The 25,875-nt window shown below is 62.9% G+C and carries 25 protein-coding genes; 8 read left to right on the top strand and 17 right to left on the bottom strand.

The features are described 5' to 3' along the window. Positions 1–6: 6 nt before the first annotated feature. Together JQ641_RS13765 and JQ641_RS13760 are read right to left on the bottom strand one after the other, a co-directional pair. Positions 7–768, bottom strand: a complete 762-nt coding sequence (locus JQ641_RS13765; protein ID WP_211996498.1) for an SDR family NAD(P)-dependent oxidoreductase — start codon at positions 766–768, stop codon at positions 7–9. Next, positions 765–2,423 (bottom strand): AMP-binding protein, encoded by a 1,659-nt coding sequence (locus JQ641_RS13760; protein WP_211996497.1) that lies wholly within the window; start codon positions 2,421–2,423, stop codon positions 765–767. Before JQ641_RS13760 ends, JQ641_RS13765 begins: the two co-directional genes overlap by 4 nt. A 233-nt stretch (positions 2,424–2,656) precedes the next feature. Here JQ641_RS13760 and JQ641_RS13755 point away from each other — a divergent pair, with 233 nt between their 5' ends. Next, positions 2,657–3,676: a zinc-binding dehydrogenase gene (locus tag JQ641_RS13755; RefSeq protein WP_211996496.1), complete on the top strand. Its 1,020-nt coding sequence runs from the start codon at positions 2,657–2,659 to the stop codon at positions 3,674–3,676. An 83-nt stretch (positions 3,677–3,759) separates the two neighbouring features. Here JQ641_RS13755 and JQ641_RS13750 read toward each other — a convergent pair whose 3' ends face one another. The 8 genes from JQ641_RS13750 to JQ641_RS13715 all read right to left on the bottom strand — a co-directional run bounded on the left by JQ641_RS13750 (position 3,760) and on the right by JQ641_RS13715 (position 12,416). Then, positions 3,760–4,977 (bottom strand): ABC transporter substrate-binding protein, encoded by a 1,218-nt coding sequence (locus JQ641_RS13750; protein WP_211996495.1) that lies wholly within the window; start codon positions 4,975–4,977, stop codon positions 3,760–3,762. A 36-nt stretch (positions 4,978–5,013) separates the two neighbouring features. After that, entirely contained in the window at positions 5,014–5,709 is a 696-nt protein-coding gene (locus JQ641_RS13745; protein WP_211996494.1) for an ABC transporter ATP-binding protein, read from the bottom strand. Then, a complete protein-coding gene (locus JQ641_RS13740) occupies positions 5,706–6,404 on the bottom strand; it encodes an ABC transporter ATP-binding protein (protein WP_211996674.1) in 699 nt (232 codons plus the stop codon). The genes JQ641_RS13745 and JQ641_RS13740 overlap by 4 nt, the downstream gene beginning before the upstream one ends. Position 6,405: 1 nt before the next feature. After that, a complete protein-coding gene (locus JQ641_RS13735; RefSeq protein ID WP_211996493.1) occupies positions 6,406–7,449 on the bottom strand; it encodes a branched-chain amino acid ABC transporter permease in 1,044 nt (347 codons plus the stop codon). Continuing rightward, positions 7,446–8,303, bottom strand: coding sequence for a branched-chain amino acid ABC transporter permease (locus JQ641_RS13730; protein WP_211996492.1), 858 nt, complete (start codon positions 8,301–8,303; stop codon positions 7,446–7,448). Before JQ641_RS13730 ends, JQ641_RS13735 begins: the two co-directional genes overlap by 4 nt. A 356-nt stretch (positions 8,304–8,659) precedes the next feature. Then, the gene (locus JQ641_RS13725; protein WP_211996491.1) at positions 8,660–9,832 is read right to left on the bottom strand and encodes a phosphotransferase family protein; all 1,173 of its coding nucleotides are present in this window, start codon (positions 9,830–9,832) and stop codon (positions 8,660–8,662) included. 31 nt (positions 9,833–9,863) lie between these two features. Next, positions 9,864–11,054 (bottom strand): CaiB/BaiF CoA transferase family protein, encoded by a 1,191-nt coding sequence (locus tag JQ641_RS13720; RefSeq protein ID WP_211996490.1) that lies wholly within the window; start codon positions 11,052–11,054, stop codon positions 9,864–9,866. 63 nt (positions 11,055–11,117) lie between these two features. After that, positions 11,118–12,416, bottom strand: a complete 1,299-nt coding sequence (locus tag JQ641_RS13715) for an enoyl-CoA hydratase-related protein (RefSeq protein ID WP_211996489.1) — start codon at positions 12,414–12,416, stop codon at positions 11,118–11,120. Between the two features lie 247 nt (positions 12,417–12,663). Here JQ641_RS13715 and JQ641_RS13710 point away from each other — a divergent pair, with 247 nt between their 5' ends. From JQ641_RS13710 to JQ641_RS13690, 5 genes are all read left to right on the top strand, one after another. Then, on the top strand, positions 12,664–13,836 hold the full coding sequence (locus JQ641_RS13710) for an acyl-CoA dehydrogenase family protein (protein ID WP_192734595.1): 1,173 nt from the start codon (positions 12,664–12,666) through the stop codon (positions 13,834–13,836). Between the two features lie 91 nt (positions 13,837–13,927). Next, complete coding sequence (locus JQ641_RS13705) at positions 13,928–14,686, top strand: glucose 1-dehydrogenase (protein ID WP_211996487.1); 759 nt, start codon at positions 13,928–13,930, stop codon at positions 14,684–14,686. A gap of 19 nt (positions 14,687–14,705) precedes the next feature. Further along, positions 14,706–15,497 (top strand): enoyl-CoA hydratase-related protein, encoded by a 792-nt coding sequence (locus JQ641_RS13700; protein ID WP_211996486.1) that lies wholly within the window; start codon positions 14,706–14,708, stop codon positions 15,495–15,497. Between the two features lie 90 nt (positions 15,498–15,587). Continuing rightward, a complete protein-coding gene (gene kce, locus JQ641_RS13695; RefSeq protein WP_211996485.1) occupies positions 15,588–16,517 on the top strand; it encodes a 3,5-dioxohexanoate:acetyl-CoA acetone transferase in 930 nt (309 codons plus the stop codon). 60 nt (positions 16,518–16,577) lie between these two features. Beyond that, positions 16,578–17,723: an acyl-CoA dehydrogenase family protein gene (locus JQ641_RS13690; protein WP_211996484.1), complete on the top strand. Its 1,146-nt coding sequence runs from the start codon at positions 16,578–16,580 to the stop codon at positions 17,721–17,723. Positions 17,724–17,867: 144 nt separating this feature from the next. Here the strand turns inward: JQ641_RS13690 and JQ641_RS13685 are convergent, their stop codons facing one another. From JQ641_RS13685 to JQ641_RS13670, 4 genes are all read right to left on the bottom strand, one after another. Then, positions 17,868–19,049 carry an acyl-CoA dehydrogenase family protein gene (locus JQ641_RS13685; protein ID WP_211996483.1) on the bottom strand — a complete coding sequence of 394 codons (1,182 nt, stop codon included), beginning with the start codon at positions 19,047–19,049 and terminating at the stop codon, positions 17,868–17,870. Then, complete coding sequence (locus JQ641_RS13680; protein ID WP_211996482.1) at positions 19,046–19,921, bottom strand: HpcH/HpaI aldolase/citrate lyase family protein; 876 nt, start codon at positions 19,919–19,921, stop codon at positions 19,046–19,048. Before JQ641_RS13680 ends, JQ641_RS13685 begins: the two co-directional genes overlap by 4 nt. After that, on the bottom strand, positions 19,918–20,370 hold the full coding sequence (locus JQ641_RS13675; protein ID WP_211996481.1) for a MaoC family dehydratase: 453 nt from the start codon (positions 20,368–20,370) through the stop codon (positions 19,918–19,920). The genes JQ641_RS13680 and JQ641_RS13675 overlap by 4 nt, the downstream gene beginning before the upstream one ends. A 68-nt stretch (positions 20,371–20,438) precedes the next feature. After that, positions 20,439–21,308, bottom strand: a complete 870-nt coding sequence (locus tag JQ641_RS13670; RefSeq protein WP_211996480.1) for an SDR family oxidoreductase — start codon at positions 21,306–21,308, stop codon at positions 20,439–20,441. 214 nt (positions 21,309–21,522) lie between these two features. On the opposite strand from JQ641_RS13670, the gene JQ641_RS13665 reads away from it, so the two are divergent. Continuing rightward, a complete protein-coding gene (locus JQ641_RS13665; protein WP_211996479.1) occupies positions 21,523–22,326 on the top strand; it encodes an enoyl-CoA hydratase/isomerase family protein in 804 nt (267 codons plus the stop codon). 2 nt (positions 22,327–22,328) lie between these two features. On the opposite strand, the gene JQ641_RS13660 is transcribed toward JQ641_RS13665, so the two are convergent. Both JQ641_RS13660 and JQ641_RS13655 read right to left on the bottom strand, forming a co-directional pair. Then, positions 22,329–23,129 carry an enoyl-CoA hydratase/isomerase family protein gene (locus JQ641_RS13660; protein ID WP_211996478.1) on the bottom strand — a complete coding sequence of 267 codons (801 nt, stop codon included), beginning with the start codon at positions 23,127–23,129 and terminating at the stop codon, positions 22,329–22,331. 83 nt (positions 23,130–23,212) lie between these two features. Next, positions 23,213–24,094: an SDR family oxidoreductase gene (locus JQ641_RS13655; RefSeq protein ID WP_211996477.1), complete on the bottom strand. Its 882-nt coding sequence runs from the start codon at positions 24,092–24,094 to the stop codon at positions 23,213–23,215. Between the two features lie 304 nt (positions 24,095–24,398). Here JQ641_RS13655 and JQ641_RS13650 point away from each other — a divergent pair, with 304 nt between their 5' ends. After that, the gene (locus JQ641_RS13650) at positions 24,399–24,917 is read left to right on the top strand and encodes a MarR family winged helix-turn-helix transcriptional regulator (protein WP_211996476.1); all 519 of its coding nucleotides are present in this window, start codon (positions 24,399–24,401) and stop codon (positions 24,915–24,917) included. Positions 24,918–24,967: 50 nt separating this feature from the next. Here JQ641_RS13650 and JQ641_RS13645 read toward each other — a convergent pair whose 3' ends face one another. Continuing rightward, positions 24,968–25,870: an SDR family oxidoreductase gene (locus JQ641_RS13645; RefSeq protein ID WP_211996475.1), complete on the bottom strand. Its 903-nt coding sequence runs from the start codon at positions 25,868–25,870 to the stop codon at positions 24,968–24,970. Between the last annotated feature and the right edge of the window lie 5 nt (positions 25,871–25,875).

The raw sequence follows: 25,875 nt of genomic DNA, 5'->3' as shown, positions 1-25,875 counted from the left end.
TTCTCCTTATCTGGCAGGGATGGTCCAACCGCCGTCGGCGGTGACGACGGCGCCCTGGATGTAGCTCGCGTCGTCGCTGGCGAGGAATGCGGCAAGGGCGGCGATCTCTTCCGGTTCGCCAAAGCGTCCGGCCGGCATCTCGGCTTGACGCGTGGCGATGGTAGCTTCATCGAATTGCGCGATCGAAGCCGGCGTGCCGATCATGCCCGGCGCGATCACGTTGACGCGGATCTTCCTGGCACTGAGCTCGATCGCCGATGCACGGGAGAGACCGACGACACCGGCCTTCAGCGCGGAATAGGCAATGGAATCCTTGGCGGGGTTGAACGCCGACACCGAACTCAAATTCACGATCGAGCCGCCGCCGCGACGCTCCATCTGCGGCGCCGCCGCTTGCGTGGTCCAGATCAGGCCGTGCACGCCGACCGCGAACATGCGGTCGACGGTCTCGACCTCGATCTGCGCCAGCGGCTCGAACCGCGCAAAGACGGCATTGTTGACGAGTACCGCGACCGGCGCCGCAAACTCGCTCTCGATCCGCGCAAACAGGGCATGGACATCGTCCCGCTTGCCGACATCGACCTCATAGGGCCTGGCGTCGAACCCCTTGCTCTTCAACCCCTCGACCGCAGGCTTCAGACGGCGCGCGCTGACGTCGACACAGGCGATGCGACCGCCCTCCTGGCCGAAGCGCTCGGCGATCGCAAGGCCGATCCCCCGCGCGGCGCCGGTGACGACGCACACGCGATCCTGCAGGCGGGAATTCATGCGCTGGCCTTGTGCGGCGGTTCGGCGAAGGCTTTTGCGATCTCACGCAGCTGGAATTTTTGCACCTTGCCCGCCGGGGTTTTTGGCAGGTCGGCGACGATCTCGATGCGTTCCGGCCAATATTGCTTCGCGACCTTGTGCTCCGCCATCAGGGCCTGCACGGCGGCCAGATCGAGCGTCTGGCCGGGACGCAGCACCACGAATGCGCAGGCACGCTCGCCGAGGCGCGGATCCGGATAACCCACGATCGCGGTCGAAAGCACGGCGGGATGCTTGAACAGCAGGTTCTCGATATCGAAGACCGGCACGTTCTCGCCGCCGCGGATGATGATGTCCTTGATGCGGCCGTCGATGCGGATGTAGCCCTCGTCGTCCATGTAGGCCATGTCGCCGGTGTCGAACCACCCCTCGGCGTCGAACGGCTCCATGTCGGCGCGTTTGTAGTAGCCGAGGCACATCTGCGCGCCGCGCACCTTGAGCAATCCCTTCTCGCCGACCGGCGCCGGCGATCCGTCCATGCGCAGCACCTTTACGGCGACGCCCTCCAGCGGCCGACCGTCGGTCTTCGACGATTTCTCGAGCGCGCGCTCGGGCTCGGTCAAGGTACTCGACAGCGATTCCGTCATGCCCCACAGCGAACAGACCTTGAGATCGAGCTCGCGGTAGACGCGATCGATCAATGCCGGCGGAATTGGCGCGCCGGCGCACAGGAATTTGCGCAGCCGCGCAGGCTTCGCTGCGCCACCGGCGACCGCTTCGCACATGTCGGCAAGGAACGTCGCAGCGCCAGCCGAGTAGGTTACGCCTTCATTGGCCATGATCGCGATGCCGCGCTTCGGCTCCCACACGTCCTGGAACACGACGGTGGCGCCGATCTTGAGGCCGAGCAGCATGCCGGCCGCAAAGCCGGTCATATGGCCGAGCGGCGAACAGACCAGCATCGTGTCGTTGGTGTCGAGGCCGAAGCGGCCGGCCAGTGCGATATTGCAGGCCAGCAGCGTATTGAGGCAATGCATGACGCCCTTGGGCGACCCTGTGGTGCCCGAGGTGAACATCAGCACGGCCATCTGATCGGCGGGAAGCGCGCCGATCTCCCCGATCGGGGGCGGCGCGAGACGATCGCTGCCGGAGAGCAGCGCCTGGTCGAAGCTGTTCGCCCCCTCGCCGTCGACAACGATGATGTGCTGCAGTTTTGACAGTTTGGGCCGCAGCGACTGCGCCATCGCCTCGTGATCGAAGCCACGGAACAGTTTTGGCACGATCAAAAGCTTGGTTTCCGCAAAATCGAGCATGTAGCTCAGCTCATGTTCGCGGAAGATCGGCATCAGGGGATTGACGACGGCGCCGACCCGGAAGGCGGCGAGCGCGATCACGGCAAACTCCCACCAATTGGGAAGCTGAACCGAGACGACGTCGCGAGGGCCGATCCCGAGGCCCTTCAAGGCGGCCGCCGCGCGCGAAATCAGATCGCCGAGCTCGGCATAGGTGAAGCGCTTGGCCTCGGGGCGATCGGCGCGGTCGGCCAGAAGGGCGAGCTTTCCCGGGGTGGCCGCGATGGTCGCTTGCAGAAACTCGTCGAAGCTCTTGTCGATCCAGAAGCCGCCTTCGCGCATCGACGTTGCGTGGGCGACGGGATCAAATCGATTTCCGCTCATGCGTTCTCTCCCTGAAATCTTATCGCGGCGCTTGACGGCCTATTCGTTAGCTAGTGTACTAGTTTTAGAACGAACCGCAACTCCAAAATCGACCGGTCCGTTCACCTATCGACACCGGACCGCGTACCGACCGCGGCGAGGCGCGACGGCGACTTGAGGGAACAAGCACAAGGCACATATGATAAACGTGTGTCCGAATACCGGAACGCGCGGCGGGCGAAGGAGAAGGCACCATGAAAGCGGCGGTCCTGGAACGGCGCGGAGCCGGCGGCGTCAGCTGGCGGGATTTTCCCGATCCGGCCCCTGCCCCCGGCGAGTCCGTGCTCAAGGTCGCGGCCTCGTCGCTCAATCGCGTCGATCTCTACATGCGCGACAACGGCGCCGGGATCACGCACACCCTGCCGCAGGTGATGGGCGTGGAGGCCGCGGGCGAGATCGTCGAGGCCGAGCCCGGCAGCGGGTTGAAGCCCGGCATGAAGGCCGTTCTGTTTTCCGAGGCGTTTTGCAACCAATGCCGCTATTGCCTCGCCGGCGACCAGCCGCTGTGCGAGAACGTGAAGATCATGGGCGAGCACCGCCATGGCGGCTTTGCCGAATATATCGCGATGCCGAGCCGATGTTTCCTGCCCCTGCCCGACGACGCCGATCTGGTCGCGGCCGGCGCGCTGATGACGGGTCACCTCACCGCCTGGCGCATGCTGTTCGGCAAGAAAACCTTGCAGCCCGGCGAGAGCATCCTGATCGTCGGCATCGGCGGGGGCGTCGCCGTCGCCTGCCTGCAGCTGGCAAAACTGGCCGGCGCGCGGGTCTTCGTCACTTCGTCCAGCGACGCCAAGATCGAGCGCGCGATCGCGCTCGGCGCCAGCGGCGGCGTCAACTATCAAAAAGACCGGGTGTCGAACGCAATCCTGCAGATGAGCAATGGCGGCGTCGATATGGTGATCGACAGCGTCGGCGAAGCGAGCTGGGGTGAATCGCTGCGGTCGCTGCGGCGCGGCGGCCGGCTTGTCACCTGCGGCGCGACGACGGGTTCCAACCCGCCGGCCGATCTGCAGCGCGTGTTCATCCGCCAGCTGGAGATTTACGGATCGACCGGCGGCAGCCTTGCCGAATTCCGCCAGCTGCTCGATGTGTTCAATCGCGGTCTGGTGAAACCGGTCATCGATGCGACATTTCACATGGCGGACATACGCGCCGCATTCGATCATCTCGCGTCCGGGGCGCAATTCGGCAAGGTGTCGCTGGTGGCGTGACAGGCAGGCTGCGAAAGGGCGCGGCCTGGCGCAGATAATTCGGCGCCGGCGTCGAAATCTGATCGACATCGGCGCCGGCTCGCTCACTTCTTGCAGGCGGGATCGACCGGGGGAATGATGTCCGGACCCGGCTCGATCTTCTTGATATGGTAGGTCGGCTTGCCATCCTTGCCCGGCAGGATCTGGCTGATGGCCATCCGCCGCACGGCCTGATGGTCGCCCGCGCGCATTTCCACGTCGCCAAGCACCGTGTCGGCCTTGAGGCCCGACAGCGCCGCCCGGACGGCGTTGATGTCGGTCGATTTCGCCTTGTTGAGTGCGGCAGCAATCAGCTCAATGGCGGCGTACTGGTCGGCACCGGTGTAAGGCGGCAGTTCGCCGTTGTACTTTTCACTATAAGCCTTCACGAAGGCCTCGGCCTGCGCGCCCGGGAAGCCGGCAACGAAGCCGATGTTCTGATAGACGCCCAGCACCGTGTCGCCCTGCGCGGGTAGCGTCTGCGGGATCACGAAGGAATTTCCCAGCACCATCTTGTACTTCTTGAACAGGCCGAACTGCTGCTGCTGCTTGGCGAGGTTGATGGCGTCGCTGCCGAAGATCGTCACGAACAGGCCGTCGGCCGGCTCTGCGCCGAGCTCGGATATCTTGGCGCCGAAGTCCGGCGTTCCGAACGGGGTGAACAACGTTTTCGCGATCGTTCCACCCTGCGAGGTAATCAAGCCCTTGAACTTGTCGGCGGAGTCGCGCCCTGCCGCATAATCGACCGCGATGATGTCCCATTTCTTGACGCCCTGGTCCTTCAGGAATTCCCTGTAGGAGCCCATGATCATCGAATCGTTGGCGTTGACCCGGAAGTAGTTCGGCGAGCAGCCCTTGCCGGTCAGGCCGTCGGCATTGGCCATCACTTCGACCATCAAGGCTTTCAATGCGGGAAGTTTCGCCTGCAGCGCCGGCGAGACGGACGAGGTGTCCATTCCGGTAATGAACAACGCGCCATCCTTCTGGACCGCGCGGGTGGCACCGTCCACGGCGGTATCAGGCGTACCGGGATAGGTGATGAAGACGGCTTCAAGCTTCTTGCCGGCGCCGCCGCCGGCGGCATTGATCCGCTCGATCGCAAGATTGACTGCCTTTGTCTGGGTCTCCTTCAGGCCGGCCAAGGGCCCGCTGTCAATCAGCAGCACGCCGATCTTGACGGTATCGTTGGCGGAAGCTGCTGATGGCACCGTGGTTGCCATCGCGATGGCGAGGGCCGCCGAAAGCAGCGCGCCGAAGCCCGTACTGGTAAGTGCCTTCCTCATATGTCCTCTCCCTACGCCTGGTTTTAAATTTTCTGATTACAACGCCATCAGTGCCTGGTTTTCAGGCGCACCGATCGCCGGTGTCGGTCCTGAGCCGACGACTTCTCCCTTGGCCAGAATGATGAAACGATCGGTCGCACGCTTGACCAGATTCAAATGCTGCTCGACCACCAGCACGCCGGTTCCTGCCTGGCGGATCGTATTGAGCGCGCCGACCAGCCCGTCGATCAGCACCGGCGAAAGGCCTTCCGACGGCTCGTCGAGAAAGACCAGGCTCGGATTGGCCATCAGTGCCCGGCCGATCGCCAGCATCTGCTGCTGGCCGCCGCTCAACATCGTGCCGGGCCGGTTCGCGCGCTCCTCGAGTACCGGAAACAGTTCGTAGACGGCTTTGAGATCCCAATACCCCGCCCTGCCCGCCGCCTTGCTGAGAAGCAGGTTCTCCTTGACGGTCAGATTGGGCAGGATACGACGGCCCTGCGGCGCAATCGAAATCCCGAGCTTCGCCGCCATATAGCCGGGCAGATGATCGACCCTGCTGTCATGCACCCAGATCGCGCCGGAGATGATGTTGGTCTCGCGAAAAACCGAGAGCAGCAGGGTCGACTTGCCCGCCCCGTTGCGGCCCACCACGGCGACCGATTCCCCTTCATTGACCGTGAGGTCGATGCCGTGCAGCACCGTCGAGGCGCCGTAGCCGGCAACCAGCTTCTCGATGCGGAGCGCGCTCATGCCGCGGTTCCAAGATAAGCGGCGACGACGCGATGGTCGGCGCGAATTTCCTGGGGCGTGCCGGTGGCGAGGTGGCGGCCGAGGTCGAGCACGGTGACCTTGCCGCAGCAGGCGAATACCGCGTCGACATCATGCTCAACCACGACAGCCGCGATTTTTCGCTCGCGCACGAGATCGCGCAGATGCTCGAACAGGTGCAGCGTCTCCGCCGCCGAAAGCCCTGCGCCCGGCTCGTCCAGCAACAGCAGATGCGGGCGGCCGATCAGGGCCAGGGCGACGTCCACCCTGCGCTGCACGCCGTAGGCGATGCGTCCGGCTTTCTGGTGCAGATAACCGGCAAGATCCATCACCTCGATCACGTCGTCGAGCCTGTTGTCGCCAAGATGCTGCGCGACAAGGTAAAGCTGCTCGTGAACGGTGAGATCCTGGAACACGCTGGTGCGCTGAAACGAGCGCGCCATGCCCTGCCGGCGCCGCCAGGCCACCGAGCGCCGCGTGATATCCTCGTTGCGATAATGAACGGTTCCCGCAACCGGACGGCGGCGACCGCAAACCGCGTCGAGCAGCGTGGATTTGCCGGCGCCGTTGGGACCAATGACGCCGTGAAGAATGCCGTCGCCAAGGACTTCCAGATCGACATCAGACAAAGCGCGGACCGATCCATAGCTCACGGAAAGATTCTCGATCTTGAGCATGTCAGGAAGCCTCCCGCCTGCCGCCGAGCTTCCGCAGCCATGCCATGCTCGACAATCCGCCGACGACACCGCGCGGGAAAACCACGATGAACACGACAATGGCGATGCCGGTCAAAAGCTGCGTCAGCCCGCGCGCGCCGAATTCATCCTGCGCAAAGGAGAAGATCACGCCGCCCAGCAGCGGTCCCACGGAGCCGGCGATGCCGCCCATCAGGGCCGCAACCAGCGAATTGGTGCTGACCGAAATCCCAAGGCTCTCCGGCGAGACGAAGCCGGCGTTGAGGACGTGCAGCAGGCCGGCGACGGCGGCGACGATGTTGACGAGGACGTAGGCGATCAGGCGCGGCAGATAGGTGTCGAATCCCGAGAACCGCATGCGTTCCTCGTTCTCGCGCACCGCCCGCAGGATGGCGCCGAGGCGGGAGCGGCCGACCGCCCACAGCGCCAATCCCGAAAGCCATGCCGCGACCCACATCACCACCCAGAACCGCGCCGGGCTGGCAAAGTCCGCCGCCTCCATGCCGAATACCGTGCCCTTGAAGCTGACGACGAGGCCGTCGGCGCCTCCAGTATAGTCGCGCAATGCTTCCAGCATGACCGCGTGGCTGATCATCTCGCCGGCGGCAAGCGTCAGCATCATGAAGGCGAGCGGGTTGGTGCGCACGATGAGCGCGCCTAGAACGGTGGCGTAGACGACAATGATGAGAAAGGCGACGCAGAGCGCCACCATCGGGGTCAGGTTCCAATCGTTCATGGCGATCGCGAACAGCAGGCCGGAGCCGCCATAGATACTCGCCGCGCCCAGCGCCACCAGTCCGGCCTGGTTCATCAGGAACGCGACGCTGAGCGCGAGCATGCCGAGCAGCAAGCCTTCATTTCCAAGCCGGAGCGCGAAGTCGCCGGCGAAGCGGGTTGGCGCCACCGCACCCACCACGAACACGATCGCAACCGCGACAAGGGTCAGCGGCACGCGCAAGGACGATCCGCCGATCGCGCCAAGTGGGGCAACGCGCTCGCTTGCCGCGGTCGTTGTCCGGTTACTCAATTGAGCACCCTGCCGCGCCCGATGCCGCGGGGGGCGACCAACAACACGATCATCAGCAAGATGTAGGGAACCAGTGCAGCGATATTCGGCAGGAAAACCGATCCGGCGACCTGCATGAATCCGAACAGCAATGCCGCGACGATCGCGCCGCCGATACTTCCGGTGCCGCCGATCACCACGATGATGAGGCAGTTGACAATCATCGTGACGTCCATTCCCGGGTCAATCGACAGATAGGGACCTGCCAGCACACCTGCGACTCCGGCAAACGCGGTGCTGAGACTGGTCACCAGCAGGCTGAGCCGGTCGGCATTGATGCCCATCATGCGCGCCACCGACGGATCCTGACTCACGGCGCGGACATAGAGTCCCGAGGATGTGTATCCGAGCCACAGCGCAAGCAGCGCGCACGACCCCAGCCCCATGATGATCAGGAAGATGCGGTAGACCGGATAGGACAGGTTCAGGACCGTGACCGAACCGGACAGGATCTGCGGCGCATCGACGCTGCGCGCAACGCCGCCATAGAAGAAAATGATGATCTGTCCGAGGATGATGCCGAGGCCAAGCGTGACCAGCGCGACCTCGATATGCGACCTGCCTTGCAGGGGCCGCAGCGCCAGATACTCGAAGGCTATCCCGAGCAGCGCAAGCAGGATCGGCACCACGATCAATGCCAGCCAGAATCCACCGACCAGCGAAACCGTGTAGCCGAGATAGGCGCCGAGCATGTAGATCGCGCCGTGACCGAAATTGATGACGTCGCGCAGCCCGTAGATCAGCGCGAGGCCGCTGGCGAGCATGATCAGCAGCGAGGCAAGCGCCAGCGAATTGGCGATCAACAGCGCGATCACGCCGGCGCCCTCTCGTCATGCGTCGTCGGACGAAAAGCGTCCGTCCGATACGCTGTCACTTTGCGCACCCGCTTCCGCAAAACACCCTCCCCGCCACGTTAAGCGTGTGCCAACGATCCGATCGCGGGCGATGCCAACTGCTTCTTTTCCCGCCGTACCGGCGGAGCCGGGTCTACGCCCACTATTTAGTACACGTGTTTATCATATACTTATATGTCCCGCAAACGCAAAACGCCGACCGACCTGCGCTGCTCTGCCACACGTATGCCGTCACGAAGGGAGTTCTGCTGAATAATTCGTACACAAGCGCAACGATGCGACGGACTTCGGCGCGCGAAGCTGCAAGCCAACGAAGATCAACTATCGAGCGCATCCAGATCGGCCATCGCCGTCGTCATCCGCTCGATCATCGTGAGCGTGGTGGCCTCGGGCTGCATGTTCGGCAACAGCGGCGAGTGGCACAGCGTGATCGTCCACATCGCGAGCGCGTGCACGATCTGCTGCCGGTAGCGCTGGAAGCTGAGATCGAAGTCCGGCTTGACGCCGGTCTTCTCCGCGAATTGCTCGATATAGCGGGCCAGCAGTTCGCGCTCCCAGCTCCGCCGATCGTCCGGCGTCAGCGACGCCGTCACGGCGTAGGCGAAGTCGCGTGACCAATGGCCGCGTGACAGACATTGCCAGTCACACAAACCCATCTGGCCTGCGCCTGTCCGGTACCAGTTGCCGATGTGCACGTCGGAGTGAATGAGGCCCTGCGGCTCGCTGTCATGCAGCGCAAGTGCGCGCATCGTTGCCGGCCAGACATCGTCGCGGCGCGCCATGACCGCAGTTGGAATGACGTGAGCAGCGGCGTCAAACGCTTTCCTTGTGTAATACTCGGTGCCCATTTTTGCAGCCCCAATGGTGAACCATCGGGGATAGCTGGCGAGCCAGCGGTAGCGTTCGGCCAGCGTCGGATCGCCGTAAAAGCGGCCGTGCAACGATGCCAACAGATCGATCATGTCGTCTGCCATCGCGCGGGTGACGTATGTCTTGTGATTGCAGAACGTCGCCTTTTTGGTTGCGACCATATCTTCCAGCAGATGGATCGCCGCAAACGTCCGCCGATCATAGGCGGAATGATAGCACAGCGGGGCTTCGATCTCGAGCTGCGGGCGGATCTGCGTGAAGAAGCTGCCCTCCACGCGCGCCGTCCCGTTGAAGCCGCCGATCATACGGGTGACGATGCTCGGCAGCGACTTGGTGAAGATCGAGACCGGCAAGCCGGCGCGGCGACCTTCCTCGTTGTAGGACACTCTCAACTGATGCCGCTCGTGGGTGCCCGCACTCGCGGGCTTGACTTCAACGTCTGTGACAATGGCTCCCGGGACCTTGCCGCAGAGCACGGCCGTCAGCCACTCCGGCGTGACGGCGTAAGGTGTGCAGGGCACATCGTCGAATCGGCGCGCCATTGGCCGCGCAAGGCGCTCGTAAGCGACACGTCCACTGATTTTCAGCGCGGCCAGGGCCGTATCCGTTGATTGTCCCATCTTCTCAATTTCCCCTTAAGCGGCGCAAACCTCAACCGATTACTCGTTCCCGACGCAATTCGCCGATTACGTCGGATGACAGACCTATTTCACCCAGCACGTCGTCGGTGTGCTGTCCCAGCACCGGCGGCGGCCTGCCTGCGCGACGTTCCGCGCCGTTGATTAGAACCGGGTGACCGACGCCCTTCAGCCGGCCCGCGGTCTGGTGCTCATAGTCGACAATGATGCCGCTCGCCTTGGTGTGCGGGTGGTCGAGCAACTGCGCGATCGAATTGATCGGCGCGCAGGGCACGCCGACGCCGGTCAGCACCTCGTTCCAGTGCGCGACGGAATTTTGCCGCAGCGCGGCCTCGACATGACCGAGGGTTTCCTTGCGGTGCGCAACGCGATCCGCATTGGTCTTGAACCTGATATCATCGACGATCGCGCTCAATCCGGTGACCGCGCAGAACTTGCGCCAGAGATTGTCGTTCGCGACCCCGATCATGATCGGCCCGTCGGCCGCCTCGAAGGCCTGATAGGGACACAGCGATTCATGACTCGAGCCGCATTTCGGCGGTTGAACGCCGCGTTCCCAGAAGGTCTGGAGATTGTAACCGAGCAGGCCCAGCGCAGTTTCGAACAGCGAGACCTGGATCTCGCCGCCCTTCCCGGTTTTTTCCCGCGCATACAGCAGCGCCAGAATGCCGCTGAAGGCGTGCACGCCGGTCATCTGGTCGATCGGCGAGATCGGACTGCGGATATAGCCGCCGTCCTCGTCGCCGGTCATCGACATGACCCCGCAAAACGCCTGCAGGATCACGTCATAGCCGGGCGAGTTCTTCAGCGGCCCCGCGCGGCCAAACCCGGAGATGCTGCAATGGATCAGGCGGTCGTTCAGGGTGCGAAGCGTTGCGGCGTCGATGCCCAGCCGTTCGGCAACCCCGGTTCCAAAGCTTTCGATGGCCACGTCGGCGGATTTGGCCAGCGCATGGACGATCTCGCGACCTTTTTCCGTCTTCATGTCGACGGCGATGCTGCGCTTGTTACGGTTGGCGCTGAGAAAGACCGTGCCGAGACCCGGCGCCGGAAACGGCGGCCAGCCGCGCGTCTCGTCGCCCTGGCCGACGGTCTCCACCTTGATGATGTCGGCACCGAGATCGCCGAGATATTGCGCGCATAACGGACCTGCCAAAACCTTCGACAAGTCGAGGACGCGGATGCCGGTCAGAGGTTTTGACACTGTCGTTCTCTCAATTGAGTTGCGCGAGCCGCGGTACAGGAAGCTTTCGACACCGGCGTCACCCTAAGCGCCCGGCTGAGCGGAAGAGAAGGCACCTGCCATGTAGGCGGGAAAGCCGTATTTCGTGACCAGCAGATAATCCGCCGCGCGGCGCTGATCCTCTGAAAAACTGGCCCGCCATTGGTCTGCCACGGCATACGCCCGGGTCAACCGCTCGCGCAGCGCGCGTTTGCCGTCGCTGACAGGCTCCGCCTCCAGCCAGAACGTTGACTGCGCAATGACGCCATCGAATGCCGGCGCCTTGCTCGGGCCGTGAAAACCGGCGCGGGCGAACGCGTTTGCAAGCGTTGCATCTGCTCCGGCCTGCAGCGCCTCCGATACCGCCGCCGCGGCCTGTTCCACCGGCGCCGGGATGCCTCCCGCCTTGCGAAAACGGTCGTGATCGAGCCGGCCGAGAAACAGCGTCCTGATCATGTTGCGCGGCTCGCGCCGCTGGATGAGCTTTGCGAATATCTGCATCTCGCTGCGGATCGCCGCATCAAAGGGCTGCGGCAATCCCTCCGCGACGCAATCCAGGATGGCGAGCGGTGCCGGATAGTGTCCGAGGGTTTCGGCCAGGACGCTTTCCCGCTTTCGCGCAATGATCGAGGCGGCATCATCCGCATCCGCCGGCTGCCATCCGAGGCGATCCCATGGCTGCGACGCCGATGGATGCGACAGCACCCATCGTTCCGCCGCCGCCACCTCTTCACCGGCAGGAACCAGTTGATCGACCACGCCGGCGGCGACAGCGCCCTGCCCGGACAGCCGCGCGCCTTCCAGCAGGATCGGAAATGCCTTTTCGATTCCGGTCAGACGCGGCAGCCGTTGGGTTCCCCCGCCTCCCGGCAACAGCCCGACCAGTGACTCCGGCAAGCCAAACGCGACCTTGGGATCGTCGACCATGACCCGATGATGGGTCGCAAGCGCCAGTTCGCCGCCGCCGCCGAGCGCCAGGCCCGCGATTGCCGCCGCGACCGGCTTGCCCGCGGTCTCGATTCCACGCAGCGCCTGACTGAGACGGAAGAAATGGTCGAACGCCACGCGATCCCGCGTCTCGGCCGGCGCTGCCATGATCATGTCGTAGGCCAATCCCAGTTCGGCGAGATCAGCGCCGGCACAGAATGCCGATGGCTTACCTGAGCGGATCACCACGCCCTTGACGTCACTGTCGCGGAGCCACCGGCTGAAAATGGCGAGTTCAGCGATCGCGGCGTTGGAGAACACATTCATCGGACGGCCGGGCATGTCGAAAACAAGATGCAGGACTTTGTTTTCGCTGCGTTCGGCCCGGAATTGCTGCAACTTTCCCAGTTCGTCCATGGGCTTCCTCTCCGCCGCCGTTTTTCGCCCTATAGCATATCGTATATCTGTGTACTAGTTTAAACGAATGGTCCTGCCGCCGCGAAAACTCTACAGCGTTTGCAACGCTGATCTGCCGGGAACGCACGCGAAAGTCCTGACGCTGACGTCGTCGACCCCTGATGCAAAAAGCCCGCGGCGCCAGCTTGCCTTTTACCATCCTCGAACATATAGTACACTACCTAACTAAATTGATGTGGACATGTCGATGATCGAGCGCACCATTTTCCGCGAGGAACATCATATTTTCCGGGAATCGGTCCGGCGCTTCGTCGATCGCGAGATCGTGCCGTTTCACGCGCAGTGGGAAAAGGACGGCATCGTGCCACGGGAACTGTGGCTCAAGGCCGGCGCCGAAGGGCTGCTCTGCTGTACCGTTCCGGAAGAATATGGCGGCATGGGCCTCGACTATCTGTTCGACGTAGTCGTGTTCGAGGAATTATGGCGCTCCGGCGCGAGCGGCCCGGGATTTCTAATCCACACCGATCTCGTGGCGACCTATCTGCTTTCATTCGGCACCGAAGCGCAAAAGCGGCAATGGCTGCCGAAGATGGTGTCGGGCGAAGCGATCGGCTCGCTCGGCATGACGGAACCGCATGCAGGCAGCGACCTCAAGGCGATCCGGACCCGCGCGGTGCGCGATGGCGATGATTTCGTCATCAACGGCCAGAAGGTCTTCATCTCGAATGGCCAGCTCTGCGATTTCGTCGTGCTGGCGACCAAGACCGACGGCAGCGCGGGCGCCAAGGGCGTGACGCTGTTCATCGTCGAGAGCAACCGGCCCGGCTTTCAGCGCGGAAGAAACCTCGAAAAAATCGGCATGAAGGCCCAGGATACCTCCGAACTGTTCTTCGAGAACATCCGCATTCCCGCCACCAACATGCTGGGACAGGAAGGCAAGGGTTTTGCCCTGATGATGACGAAGCTGTCGCAGGAGCGGCTCGCCCAGGCGATCCGCTCCGCCACCGTCACCGAAACCGTGCTGGACTGGACCGTTGAATATACGTCGGACCGAAGCGTGTTCGGGCAAAAGCTCGCCAACTTCCAGAATACCCAGTTCAAGCTTGCCGATCTCAAGACCAAGGCGACGGTCGCCCGCGTCTTTACCGATCGGTGCATTTCGCTGTTCATGGAAGGAAAGCTCGATCCGGTGGACGCCGCGATGGCCAAGATGTTCACCTCCGAACTTCACTGCGAAGCGGTCGATGAATGCCTGCAATTATTCGGCGGCTGGGGTTATATGACGGAGTACCCGATCGCGCGCGCCTATGTCGACGCAAGGATCGTCAAGATTGCGGGCGGATCGATCGAGATCATGAAAACCATCATTGCCCGCCAGATGTTCGCGCAATGTGGTTTTGCGCTCGCCAAGAGCGGTTGATCGCCATTGATGGCACACGGCCGGCGGGCGCCCGAGGGGTCCGCCGAGACAGAACAGACGACCAAAGCGTCGCAAACCAAGGGAGTGAGATTTGAAAGGCTTATCAGGCAAGGTAGCGATCGTTACCGGCGGCGGCCAGGGCATCGGCCGCGCCATCACCCTTCGGCTCGCGGAAGAAGGCTGCAAGGTCGCGATTTTCGACATCAATCCCGACGCCGGACATGAGACGGCGAAACTGGCGCCGAAGTCGGCGATCACGACCTACACGGTCGATGTCGGCGACCGCGCCTCGGTCGATCGCGCAGTCGCGCAGGTCGAAGCCGAACTTGGCCCGATCTGGGTTCTCGTCAACAACGCCGGCTGGGACCGGCCGATGCCGTTCCTGAAGACCGACAAGGAACTCTGGGACAAGATCATCCGGATCAATCTGTATGGTCCGCTCAACACCCACCACGCCATCGCGCCGCTGATGGTCGAGCATGGCGGCGGCCGCATCATCAATATCGCGTCCGACGCCGCCCGCGTCGGCACCAGCGACGAGGCGGTCTACTCGGCCTGCAAGGGCGGGCTGATCTCCTTCACCAAATCGATCGCCCGCGAACTCGCGCGCAAGAACGTGCTGCTGAACGCGGTGTGTCCGGGGCCCACCAACACACCGATGATGGCGGCCGTGCTGGGCGAAGGCGAACAGGCGGTCAAGTGGAAGGACGCGATGGTTCGCGGCATTCCCTTGAAGCGCATGGGCGAGCCCGAGGACTATGCCGGCATCATTGCCCTGCTGGCGTCGGACGACGGCAAATTCATCACCGGACAGGCCATCTCGGTCTCCGGCGGCATGAACATGATCTAGCAGATGTGAGGACAATACGATGTTCGACCCCAGCAAGTTCACCGATGTAATCTATGAAGTTCGCGATCGTGCCGCCTGGATCATCATCAACCGGCCCAAGGTCTATAACGCCTTTCGCGGCCAGACCCTCGAAGAACTGATTCAGGCGTTCCAGATCGCCGCCAACGACCGTAACGTTTCGAGCATCGTGCTGACCGGCGCCGGCGACAAGGCCTTCTGCACCGGCGGCGATCAGTCCGCCCATGAGGGACAATATGACGGCCGCGGCGTCGTCGGACTGCCGATCGACGAGCTGCAGGGCCTGATCCGCGATGTTCCCAAACCCGTCATCGCGCGCGTCAACGGATTTGCGATCGGCGGCGGCAACGTGCTGGCGACGCTGTGCGACCTGACGATTGCCGCTGATACTGCGCAATTCGGACAAGTTGGACCCAAGGTCGGCTCCGTCGACGCCGGCTGGGGCACCGCCCTGCTCGCGCGCCACGTCGGCGACAAGAAGGCGCGCGAAATCTGGTTCATCAACGACCGTTACACCGCCGAACAGGCGCGTGAAATGGGGCTGGTCAACAAGGTGGTTCCAGCCGCCGAACTCGATGCCGCGGTCAAGGACTGGACCGACAAGCTCGCGCAGCGGTCACCGACCGCGATCGCGCTCGCAAAACGCTCCTTCAACGCCGACAGCGACAACATTCGCGGTATCAGCAACCTCGCCCTTCATGCCGTGAAGCTGTTCTACGATACCGCGGAATCGAAGGAAGGCGTCGCCGCCTTCAACGAGAAGCGGACGCCGGACTTCCACAAGTTCACTTAGCCATTTTGGCAATGAACACGTCGCTTCCCTCACCTTGGCTGATGCCCTCCTCCGGCATTAGTTGAACGCGTATTGCAAGAGGAAAACACCGTGCCGGCACGTAAGGTCATCATTTCCTGCGCGATCACGGGCTCGATCCATACGCCCTCGATGTCGCCTCACCTCCCGGTGACGGCGGCGGAGATCGCGGAATCCGCTCTCGGGGCGGCCGAGGCCGGCGCCGCGATCGTGCACCTTCACGCCCGCAATCCGATCGACGGCCGGCCGGATCAGTCGCCGGAGGCCTTCGAGCCGTTTCTTCGCGTGATCAAGCAGCGATCCGACGTGGTGGTGAATCTCACGACCGGCGGCTCGCCCTATATGACCGTCGAGGAACGGATCAAGCCGGCGGCAGTCTGGAAGCCGGAGGTCGCCAGCCTGAACATGGGTTCGATGAACTTTGGCCTATTCCCGATGCTCAAGCGATACAAGCAGTTCAAGCACGACTGGGAGCCCGCGATGCTGGAAGGCTCCCATGACCTCGTGTTCCGCAATTCCTTCAAGGATATCCGTTACGCGCTGGAAACGCTCAACTCGACCGGCGCGCGCTATGAGTTCGAGTGCTACGACACCAGTCACCTCTACAATCTGCATTACTTCTGGACCGAGGGTTTGGTGAAAGCGCCGCTGTTCATCCAGACCGTGTTCGGTCTGCTTGGCGGCATCGGCGCGCATCAGGAAGACGTCATGCACATGAAGCGCACCGCCGATCGCCTGTTCGGCGACAATTACCGCTGGTCGGTGCTGGGCGCCGGACGCGCGCAAATGCCGGTCGCGGCGATTGCGGCGGCCATCGGCGGCAATGTGCGGGTCGGCCTCGAAGACAGCCTGTGGATCGGCGCCGGCCAGCTCGCGGCGTCCAACGCCGACCATGTGACGCAGGTTCGAAAGATCATCGAAGGGCTGGGACTGGACGTCGCGACGGCCGACGAGGCGCGCGAGATCCTTGAGCTCAAGGGCGGCGACAAGGTCGCTTTCTGATCCCGAACGATCAAGGCTGTGCGACGGCCTGGTCGTGATACCAAAAGCCGGGAGGCCACGATGCTACCCCACCGCAGGGTTTACGACGAAGAACATCAACAGTTCAGGGAAACGGTACGGCGCTTCGCGGCGTCAAAGATCGCGCCCGATTTCGCACGATGGGAAGAAGCCGGGATCATCGACAGGTCGCTCTGGGGCGCCGGCGGCGCGGCCGGTCTGCTCTGCCCGCAGGTCCCGGAAGAGTTCGGCGGCGCCGGCGGCGACTTCCGGCACAACGCGGTCGTGATCGAGGAACTGAGCTATTCCGGCTTCGCAGGGCCGGCCACCGACTTCTCCGTGCACAATGATGTCTGCTGCGGTTACCTGCTCAGTTACGGCAGCCCCGAACAGAAGAAGAAATGGCTGCCGCGCATGGTGACGGGCGAAACCGTTTGCGCCATCGCGATGACCGAACCCGGCACCGGCAGCGATTTGCAGGGCATCCGCACCCGCGCGTTACGCGAGGGCGATGAGTTCGTGATCTCGGGCCAGAAGACTTTTATTTCCAACGGGCAGATGTGCGACCTCGTCATCGTCGTTGTCAGGACCAACCCGGAAGGCGGGTCACGGGGAATGAGTCTGATTCTCGTCGAGACCGACCGTCCCGGCTTCCGCCACGGCCGTAACCTCGAAAAGCTCGGGCACCTCTCCTCCGACACCTCAGAGCTGTTCTTCGACAATGTCCGCGTCCCCGTCGGCAATCTGCTGGGAGCCGAAGGCGGCGCGATGGGCGCGCTGATGAGCGAGCTGCCGCAGGAGCGCCTGACCATCGCGCTGCATTCGATCGCCGCCGCCCAGAAGGCTTTTGATCTCGCCAAGGACTATGTCCAGCAGCGCAATGCCTTTGGATCGCCGATCGGCAGCTTCCAGAACACAAGGTTCAAGCTGGCCGACCTGAAATCCGATCTTGCCGTGGGCTGGGCCTTTGCCGACCAGTGCCTCCATGACCACATCAATCACGAACTGACGACCTACGCGGCGTCAACGGCAAAACTCTGGATCACCGAAATGCATGGCCGACTGGTCGACCAATGCCTGCAGTTCTTCGGCGGCTACGGCTTTATGCGCGAGTATGAGATTTGCCGCCTCTACGCGGATGCGCGGGTGCTCCGGATTTACGGCGGCACCTCGGAGATAATGCGTGAGCTGATTTCGCGGAATCTTTAGGCTGGTTCGGTGGCTGCATCCTTCGAGACGCTTGCTGCGCAAGCTCCTCAGGATGAGGTCTGATAGCGGCAGGATGAGGCGATGAACCCTCATGGTGAGGAGCGCGGCAACGCCGCGCGTCTCGAACCATGAGGCCAATGACCCTCAATAACTCTTCGGCAGCTCCAGCACTTTTTCGGCAATAAAGCTGAGGATTAGTTGCTCCGTGATCGGCGCCAGCCGCGTGATCGAGACTTCACGGAACAGCCGCTCGACATGATATTCCTTGGCGTAGCCAAAGCCGCCATGGGTCATGATCGCCTGCCACGCCGCGTCGTGGCCGGCGCGGGCGCCGAGGAATTTGGCGGCGTTGGCTTCGGCGCCACAGGGTCTGTCGTGATCGTAGAGCCAGGCGGCGCGCATCGCCATCTGCCAGGCTGATTCCAGATACATCCAGTTTTCCGCGAGCGGATGCTGGATGCCCTGGTTCTGGCCGATCGGCCGGTCGAACACCACCCGCTCGCGCGCATATTTCGCCGCTCGGCGCAGCGCGTCCTGGCCGATCCCGATCGCTTCGACCGCAATCAGGATGCGCTCGGGGTTGAGGCTGTGCAGGATGTAGGAAAAGCCCTTGCCCTCCTCGCCGATCCGGTCGGCTTCCGGAATGAACAGGCCGTCGATGAAGATGGCGTTGGAATCGACCGACTTGCGGCCCATCTTGGGAATGCGATGAACGTCGATCTTGGACCGGTCGAGATCGGTGTAGAAGATCGTGATGCCGTCGGTCGGGCGTTTGCAATCCTCGTATTTGGTGGTCCGGGTCAGCAGCATGATCTTGTTGGCGACCTGCGCGGTCGAGGTCCAGACCTTCTGACCATGCACGAGATAGCCGCCGGCGACCTTCTGCGCAAAAGTCTTGATACGCGTCGTGTTCAGCCCGGCATCCGGCTCGGTAAAGCCGAAGCAGCATTGATCCTCGCCGGCGACCAGCCGCGGGACCCAGCGCGCCTTCTGCTCCGGCGTGCCCTTCACGACGATCGGATGCGGTCCGAACAGATTGATATGCACCGCCGAGGTTGCGGACATTCCGCCGCCGTGGCTGGCGACTTCATGCATCATGATCGCGGCTTCGGTCACGCCGAGGCCGGATCCGCCATATTCTTCCGGCATGGTGATGCCGAGCCAGCCCGCGTCGGCCATCGCGCGATGAAATTCGAACGGGAACTTGCCGTCGTCATCGCGCGCCAGCCAGTAGTCGTCGCCGAAGCGGGTGACGACTGAGCGCACGCCTTCGCGAATGGCCGCCTGATCGTCTCCCGGCTCGAACTCGTTGGCCAATGCACTCATGTGACGTCCTCCCCGGCCGAGGCGAGCGCGCGCTTGGCTGCGATCAGATGCGGCATGTCATACATCTTGCCGTCGATGCCGAGCGTTCCCGCATCAGGCTGCGCGGCAAAGGCCGCCACCACGCGGCGCGCATGCGCCAGGTCGGACTCCGACGGCGTGAAGCATTGATTGATCGTCGCGACCTGAGCGGGGTGAATGGCGATCTTTCCGACAAAGCCGTCGCGGCGCGCGATACGACAGCTTTCCGCCAATCCCTTCTCGTCCCTGAAATCCCCGTACAGCGTGTCCAGCGCCATGGCACCCGCAGCACCCGCAGCAAACAGGCACTGCGCCCGCGCCACCTGATAGGGAAACGTCCAGCTTCCGTCGGCTTCCTTGTTGGAGAGCGCGCCGAGTGCCGCGCCGAGATCCTCGGCGCCCCACGTCATGGCGACCAGGCGCCGGTTTGGCGTTGCATAACCCGCAAAGCCGATCATGGCGGCCGGCGTCTCGGTCGCCACCACCAGCAGTTTGACGTCTCCCGGTGTAACGCCGGTAGCGACTTCCAGCACGTCGACATAGTTCGAAATGAGTTCGATATCCTGCATGCCGTTGACCTTGGGGATCAGGATGCCGTCGAGCCCGGGACGGACAACCGCCGCGAGGTCGCCAAGCGTCAGGCCGCTGCCGAGCGGGTTGATGCGCACCAAGAACGCCCATTCCCGCGCCGGACCACCCAGCAGATTTTTCACCATCTCGCGCGCCAGCGCCTTGCGCGGTGGCGCGACGGCATCCTCAAGATCGAGAATCAGCGCGTCGGCGCCGATGCCCGATGCCTTTGCGAATTTGTGCTCGCTGTCGCCAGGCACAAACAGAAGGGAGCGCAATCTCATTTGGGACGCCTCATCATCAGGCCTATACGACGGCAATAGGCGACTTCCTCATTGTGCTGATTGAAGCCGCGATGCTCGAAGGTCACAATTCCCTGCGTCGGACGGGACTTACTCTCACGCACCGCCAGGATCTTCGTTTCCGCCCTGATCGTATCACCGGCAAAGACCGGGCGCGGAAACTTCGTGTCTTCCATCCCGAGATTTCCGACGGTCGTTCCGAGTGTGGTGTCCTGCACCGACAGGCCGATGACCAGGCCGAGCGTGAAGATCGAATTCATCAGCGGTTTGCCGAATTCGGTCGATTTGGCATATTCGTGATCGATGTGCACCGCCGCCGGATTATAGGTGAGCGACGAGAACAGGATGTTGTCCATGTCGGTGACCGTTCGCCGGATTTCATGAACGAAAGTTTGCCCGACCGAAAACTGCTCAAAGTAAAGTCCCGCCATCTCGTTCCCTCGCCTTATTGTATTCGTACATACGCGTACGATATCTTATCGACACCGCCCGACAGGCTTCATGGCGCCTTCTTCAATGCCTCCGGAAGTTTGGAGCGATGAAACCCTTCGAAGGCCGTGCTGCGATGATGCGGTTCGAGCTTCCACGTGGTCCGCGCATTGGGCGTGCCCCCGTCAACCCGGATGCAGGAACCGGTGACGTAGGCTGCAGCCGGCGACAAAAGATACACGATCGCCGCCGAGATTTCGGCCTCGGTGCCGAACCGCTGGAGCGGCACGCCGGCTGTGAAATCATGCAGCTTCTTCTGCATTTCCGGCGTGTAGGTATCGAACCCGCTGGACACGATACCACCGGGGGCGACCGCATTGACGCGCACGCCCGAGGAAGACCATTCGCACGCCGCGGTTTCGGTGAGCGTCAGCATCCCCCCGCGTGCCGCACCGGAATGGGCGAATTCGGGCCAGCCATGCCAGATGTCGGCGATGATGTTGACAATGGCCCCGCCGTTCGCCTCCATCCAGCGGTTGTAGACCTCGCGCATGAAGATAAAGCCGCCGGTCAGATTGCTGCGAACCACCGCCTCAAAGCCCTTGGTCGAGATGGTTTTCATCGGCGCGCGATATTGCCCCCCGGCATTGTTCACGAGCCCGTCGATACGGCCATAGGCGCCAAGCACGGCGTCGATCGCTGCGATCACCATCGTCTCGTCGCGGATATCGCAGACCTGGGTCAGCACCCGCCCGCCGTCCTCTTCAATCTCCGCCCTCACCTCATCAAGCTTTTCGGCGGTGCGGCCGAGGATCGCGACATTGGCGCCGAGAGCTACCAGCTCGTGTGCGGTGCAACGACCGATCCCGCTGCCGCCGCCGGTGATGATGATGGTCTGACCCTTGAAGAGATCCGGCCTGAAGACCGATTGATACGGCATCGTGTTCTCCGAACGGATGGGGCGCGACCGGCATCTGGCCGCTCCGCGCAGCAAAAATTAGTACACTATATTATGATATGGTGTATTCTGTTTCGCAAGCGCTTTGCTGAGCGCCTGGACAAGGCCGAAGACTAATTGGAACAATCGGCCGTTTCTGGCCATCCACACCGCACCGTGACATCCTGCTGTCCCGGCGCGAATGGGAACGCACGACATGGACAAATTCACGACCATCACCGTCGAAGCGCGCGACGCCATTGAAATCCTCTCCCTCAATCGGCCGGATGCCCTCAACGCGGTGACACCCGCGATGGCCGACGAGCTGATCGCGTATTTTTCGGGCCTGCACGATCGCCTGAGCACGCGCATCGTGATCTTCCGAGGCAATGGACGGGCGTTTTGCGCCGGGGCCGAGCTCGGCTCGGATGCCTTCGCTGCGCCCGGCGCGGGGCGTCCGCAACGACAGCTCGACATGCAGCAGCGCTACTCGCGGATCATCCGCCTGATGCGAAGCTGCCCGCAGCCGATCGTCGCGCTCGTTCAAGGTGCGGCATGCGGCGCCGGGTTTTCCTTGGTACTGGCTTCAGATGTTCGCTTTGCGACGCCGGCAGCGCGGATGAACGCCGCCTACATACGCGTCGGCGTCGGCGGCTGTGACATGGGATCCGGCTATCTGTTGCCGCGGCTGATCGGCCTCTCCGTGGCGTCGGAACTGTTGCTGACCGGACGGTTTCTTGGCGCCGATCGGGCCAAGGCTGTGGGACTCGTCAGCGACGTCGTTGACGACGACAAACTGCTCGAGACTGGCCTTGCCTTTGCCGCGGAAATGGCCCGCGCCTCGCCGATGGGTTTGCGCCTGACCAAGCAGACGCTGAACGCGCTGATCGACGCGCCAGGCATCGATGCCGCGCTGATGATCGAAGACCGTCAGCAGGTGATGCTGCTCGAAACCAGCGACCACCAGGAGGCTGTCGCGGCATTTCGAGAGAAGCGCGACCCGAACTACAGGGATCAATAGAGCTATCGTCCCGCAAATGTCGGTTTGCGCTTCTCCCTGAAGGCTTTTACGCCCTCCTGGGCGTCCGCCGTTCGCGAGATCGCCGCAAGCGTTTGTGCCTCGTCTTCGAGCTGACTTTCGATCGAATGGTTCAACGTCTGCAGGAACAAGCGCTTGATCCCGCCATAGGCTTCGGTGGGACCTGCCGCCAGCTCACGCGCGATCTTCTCGGCCTCGGCAACAACCGCATCGTCATTCACGACATAGTCGACCAGGCCAGCCGCCAGCGCGGCATCGGCATCCATCGTCTCCGCCAGCAGGAAGAACCGCCGGGCGCGGGCGACCCCGATGCGGCGCGTCACCGTTGTCGTCGAGCCGCTGTCCGGTGTGAAGCCGATCTTGGCGAATGCGGATGAAATGCGCGCCGATCTGCCGATCACCACCAGATCGCCCGCGGCCATCAGCGAGACGCTGCCGCCCGCCACATTGCCTTGCACGGCAATGACGACCGGCGCACGCATACGGACCATCCGCACAATGGCGGCATGCAGATCCGCCGTCCACGATTTGATGGTCACGGGCAGCGCGTCGCCCCGCGACGCTAGTGCGGCAAGATCGCCGCCGACACTGAACAACCTTCCGCGCGCGGAAATCAGCACCGACCGCACATCGTCGCGCTCGCTGAGTTCCGCCATGCAAAGGTTGAATTCGCGGCAGAACTCGCCGTCGATCGGATTGCCGCGGTCGGGCTGATTAAGAACGATATGCGCAAGGCCACCGTCGATCGTGCATTCGAAGCTGGTGGTAGCGATTGCCAGACCCATTGCGTCTCTCCCGGTCGTTCGGACCTTGTTGGAAATGCATTCGAGGCGGCCGGCATGGCCGACTTTTCGCCGCCGGCCTGGCGTCAGGCCGACCGGCCTTCCTTTTCCTTGCGCGTGGAAGCCTGAATGGCTTCGCGCGCACGCTGCCAATCGTCAGGCGAAAGTTTTGAGAGCCCGGCAAACGTGCTTGGCGCCGCCAGATGATGCCCGCCGTCGATGCTGATCGTATCGCCGGTGATGTAGCTGCAGCCATCCGACATCAGGAAGATCATGAGATTGCGCAGCTCATCCATCTTGCCGAAGCGGCGCAGCGGAACTTCGTCCGCCTGGGTCGCGCCGACGCCGGTCTCCGCCAGCGGATTGAGCTTGTCCCAGGCATTCTCGGTTGGAAACGGACCGGGCGCGACCGCGTTGACGCGGATTCCCTTCGGTCCCCATTCGACCGCAAGCGACATCGTCATCGCATGGACCGCGGCTTTGGCCATCGCGGCCGGCACCACATAGGCCGATCCGGTCCAGACCCACGTCACCAGATTGCTGATGATCACGCCGGGAAGGCCCGCCGCGATCCAGCGTCTTCCGCAGCCCTGCGCCGCGTAAAACGAGCCGTCCATGATGGTCGACCTGATCGCCTCGTAGCCGCGAGGCGACAACGTCTCGGTCGGCGCCAGGAAATTGGCGCCGGCGTTGTTCACGAGGCCCGTGAGAGGTCCGGTGGCCCAGATTTCCGCCATCATCTTTTCAATGCTGTCGGGATCGCGCACGTTGGCGACCAGCGCTTCGGCCTGCCCGCCCGATCGGCTGCGAATTTCGCCCGCCGCCTGTTCGAGAATTTCCGGCCGGCGGCCGCAGATGAAGACATGGGCGCCGTGCGCGGCAAAGCCCAAGGAAATCTCCTTGCCGAGCCCCGTGCCGCCGCCGGTCACGAGGATACGCTTTCCCTTGAGGACGTCACGGCTGAACATGAACGGCAAATCCCGCTATTCCAAGCTTACATCACAGCCGAGCCAGGCCGCCAAGCCAAATTAATACACTAATGTACTTCATATGTAAATCGCGATCGTCCCGACTGAAGGATGTCCCCGGGAGCTCAATCCGGCTCAATTCCCCGCAAATAGAGCCGATTCCTGGGGATACGCACGGCCAGGAATCGCCGCGGACGGGTTCGCCGCGGCGCGTTCCTTTTAAAATACGCTTGTGTATGATATCAGTTGAATCGCCGGTGATGGACACGCAATCGGTATCAGCTTCTGACGAGGAAAAAATCGAATGGTCGACCGGCCCGACTGGGATCTCCGACTAGGCTACCTCATCCACGACGTTTCCCGGCTACGCCGGATGATGTTCGATCGCGCCCTCGCGCCGCTCGGCATCACGCGGTCGCAATGGTGGGTGCTTGCCTTCATCTCGCGCAAAGACGGGCTGCCGCAGACTCAGCTCGCCAATGAGCTCGACGTTGGCAAGGTCGGCGTGGGAGCGCTGATCGATCGTCTGGAGTCTTCCGGCTTCGTGCTTCGGCAGGCCGACCCGGTCGACCGCCGCGTCAAGCGCGTCTTCGTCACCAAGCAGGCGCGCGGCTTCCTGGAAAAACTTCGCAAGGAGACCGACAAGTTCAATGCCCAGCTGACCAACGGGATTGACAGGCAGGCATTGGAGGCGGCTTCGGACGCATTGCTGGCGATGAAGCACAATCTGCTGGCGATGTCCGACGGAAGCGCCCTGCCGGATGAGAGCGAGGAAGACGTCCGCAAGAAGAGCAAGCCGCGAAAGAGCAGGAAGGCGGCCTAGCCGCTGATCCCTCGCTGAGCACACCGCATCGATCGTTAGCGATGCGTGCTCTATGACACGACGTTTCGCCCCCAAATGTCGGCATTGGGCCGGGCCTGCTTCATCAACTCGGCAATCTTTGGACCCAGCTCGTTCGGATCCTCGACCGGCTCTATTCCAGGACCTGCGTGCCAGCCCTCGGCAACCTTGAGAATGCCGTCACCGGCTTCGAACACGCGGCCTGTGACGTCGCGGGATTCCTCGCTGGCCAGCCAGACGACGATCGGCGCGACCCAGCGCGGATTGCGCCGCTTGATCTCTTCTTCGGTACGCTCCCTCAGCCCTTCCGTCATCCGGGTCTGCGCGCGCGGCGCAATGGCGTTGACGGTTATACCATACTGCCGGAGTTCGGTCGCGCTGATGATGGTGAAGGCGGCAATGCCGGCCTTGGCCGCCCCGTAATTGCTTTGGCCGACATTGCCGAACAGTCCGGAGGCCGAAGACGTATTGATCAGGCGCGCGCTCACCGGGGATCCGACGCGCTTGGCCTCCTGCCGCCAATATTGCGCCGCATGATGCGAAGGCGCGAACGTCCCCTTTAAATGCACCTTGATGACGCTGTCCCATTCCTGCTCGGTCATGTTGACCATCATGCGGTCCCGCAGAATGCCGGCATTGTTGATCAGGACATCCAGCCGTCCGAATGTCCCAACCGCTTCGTCGATCAGCGCCTTCGCGCCGCCCCAGTCGCTGACGTCGTTGCCGTTCACGATCGCCTCGCCACCGGCGTTCCTGATCGCTTCGACAACCGACTGAGCCGGCGTCAGGTCGGCGCCCTCACCGGCCGCGGTGGCGCCGAGATCGTTGACGACGACCTTCGCCCCCTGCTCGGCCAGCATCAGCGCATATTCGCGCCCGAGGCCGCGGCCCGCACCCGTCACGATCGCAACACGTCCCGCACACAGATTTCCCATTTTCT

Source organism: Bradyrhizobium sp. JYMT SZCCT0180 (assembly GCF_018130165.1).
GTDB lineage: Bacteria > Pseudomonadota > Alphaproteobacteria > Rhizobiales > Xanthobacteraceae > Bradyrhizobium.
The sequence above is the reverse complement of the archived record's forward strand: the minus strand, read 5'-3'. Positions and strand labels throughout refer to the sequence as shown.

Coding starts and splice junctions, on each gene's coding strand:
- JQ641_RS13765 (WP_211996498.1), bottom strand. CDS start 768: ATGAATTCCCGCCTGCAGGATCGCGTGTGCGTCGTCACCGGCGCCGCG.
- JQ641_RS13760 (WP_211996497.1), bottom strand. CDS start 2,423: ATGAGCGGAAATCGATTTGATCCCGTCGCCCACGCAACGTCGATGCGC.
- JQ641_RS13755 (WP_211996496.1), top strand. CDS start 2,657: ATGAAAGCGGCGGTCCTGGAACGGCGCGGAGCCGGCGGCGTCAGCTGG.
- JQ641_RS13750 (WP_211996495.1), bottom strand. CDS start 4,977: ATGAGGAAGGCACTTACCAGTACGGGCTTCGGCGCGCTGCTTTCGGCG.
- JQ641_RS13745 (WP_211996494.1), bottom strand. CDS start 5,709: ATGAGCGCGCTCCGCATCGAGAAGCTGGTTGCCGGCTACGGCGCCTCG.
- JQ641_RS13740 (WP_211996674.1), bottom strand. CDS start 6,404: ATGCTCAAGATCGAGAATCTTTCCGTGAGCTATGGATCGGTCCGCGCT.
- JQ641_RS13725 (WP_211996491.1), bottom strand. CDS start 9,832: ATGGGACAATCAACGGATACGGCCCTGGCCGCGCTGAAAATCAGTGGA.
- JQ641_RS13715 (WP_211996489.1), bottom strand. CDS start 12,416: ATGGACGAACTGGGAAAGTTGCAGCAATTCCGGGCCGAACGCAGCGAA.
- JQ641_RS13710 (WP_192734595.1), top strand. CDS start 12,664: ATGATCGAGCGCACCATTTTCCGCGAGGAACATCATATTTTCCGGGAA.
- JQ641_RS13700 (WP_211996486.1), top strand. CDS start 14,706: ATGTTCGACCCCAGCAAGTTCACCGATGTAATCTATGAAGTTCGCGAT.
- JQ641_RS13690 (WP_211996484.1), top strand. CDS start 16,578: ATGCTACCCCACCGCAGGGTTTACGACGAAGAACATCAACAGTTCAGG.
- JQ641_RS13685 (WP_211996483.1), bottom strand. CDS start 19,049: ATGAGTGCATTGGCCAACGAGTTCGAGCCGGGAGACGATCAGGCGGCC.
- JQ641_RS13680 (WP_211996482.1), bottom strand. CDS start 19,921: ATGAGATTGCGCTCCCTTCTGTTTGTGCCTGGCGACAGCGAGCACAAA.
- JQ641_RS13675 (WP_211996481.1), bottom strand. CDS start 20,370: ATGGCGGGACTTTACTTTGAGCAGTTTTCGGTCGGGCAAACTTTCGTT.
- JQ641_RS13670 (WP_211996480.1), bottom strand. CDS start 21,308: ATGCCGTATCAATCGGTCTTCAGGCCGGATCTCTTCAAGGGTCAGACC.
- JQ641_RS13665 (WP_211996479.1), top strand. CDS start 21,523: ATGGACAAATTCACGACCATCACCGTCGAAGCGCGCGACGCCATTGAA.
- JQ641_RS13660 (WP_211996478.1), bottom strand. CDS start 23,129: ATGGGTCTGGCAATCGCTACCACCAGCTTCGAATGCACGATCGACGGT.
- JQ641_RS13655 (WP_211996477.1), bottom strand. CDS start 24,094: ATGTTCAGCCGTGACGTCCTCAAGGGAAAGCGTATCCTCGTGACCGGC.
- JQ641_RS13650 (WP_211996476.1), top strand. CDS start 24,399: ATGGTCGACCGGCCCGACTGGGATCTCCGACTAGGCTACCTCATCCAC.
- JQ641_RS13645 (WP_211996475.1), bottom strand. CDS start 25,870: ATGGGAAATCTGTGTGCGGGACGTGTTGCGATCGTGACGGGTGCGGGC.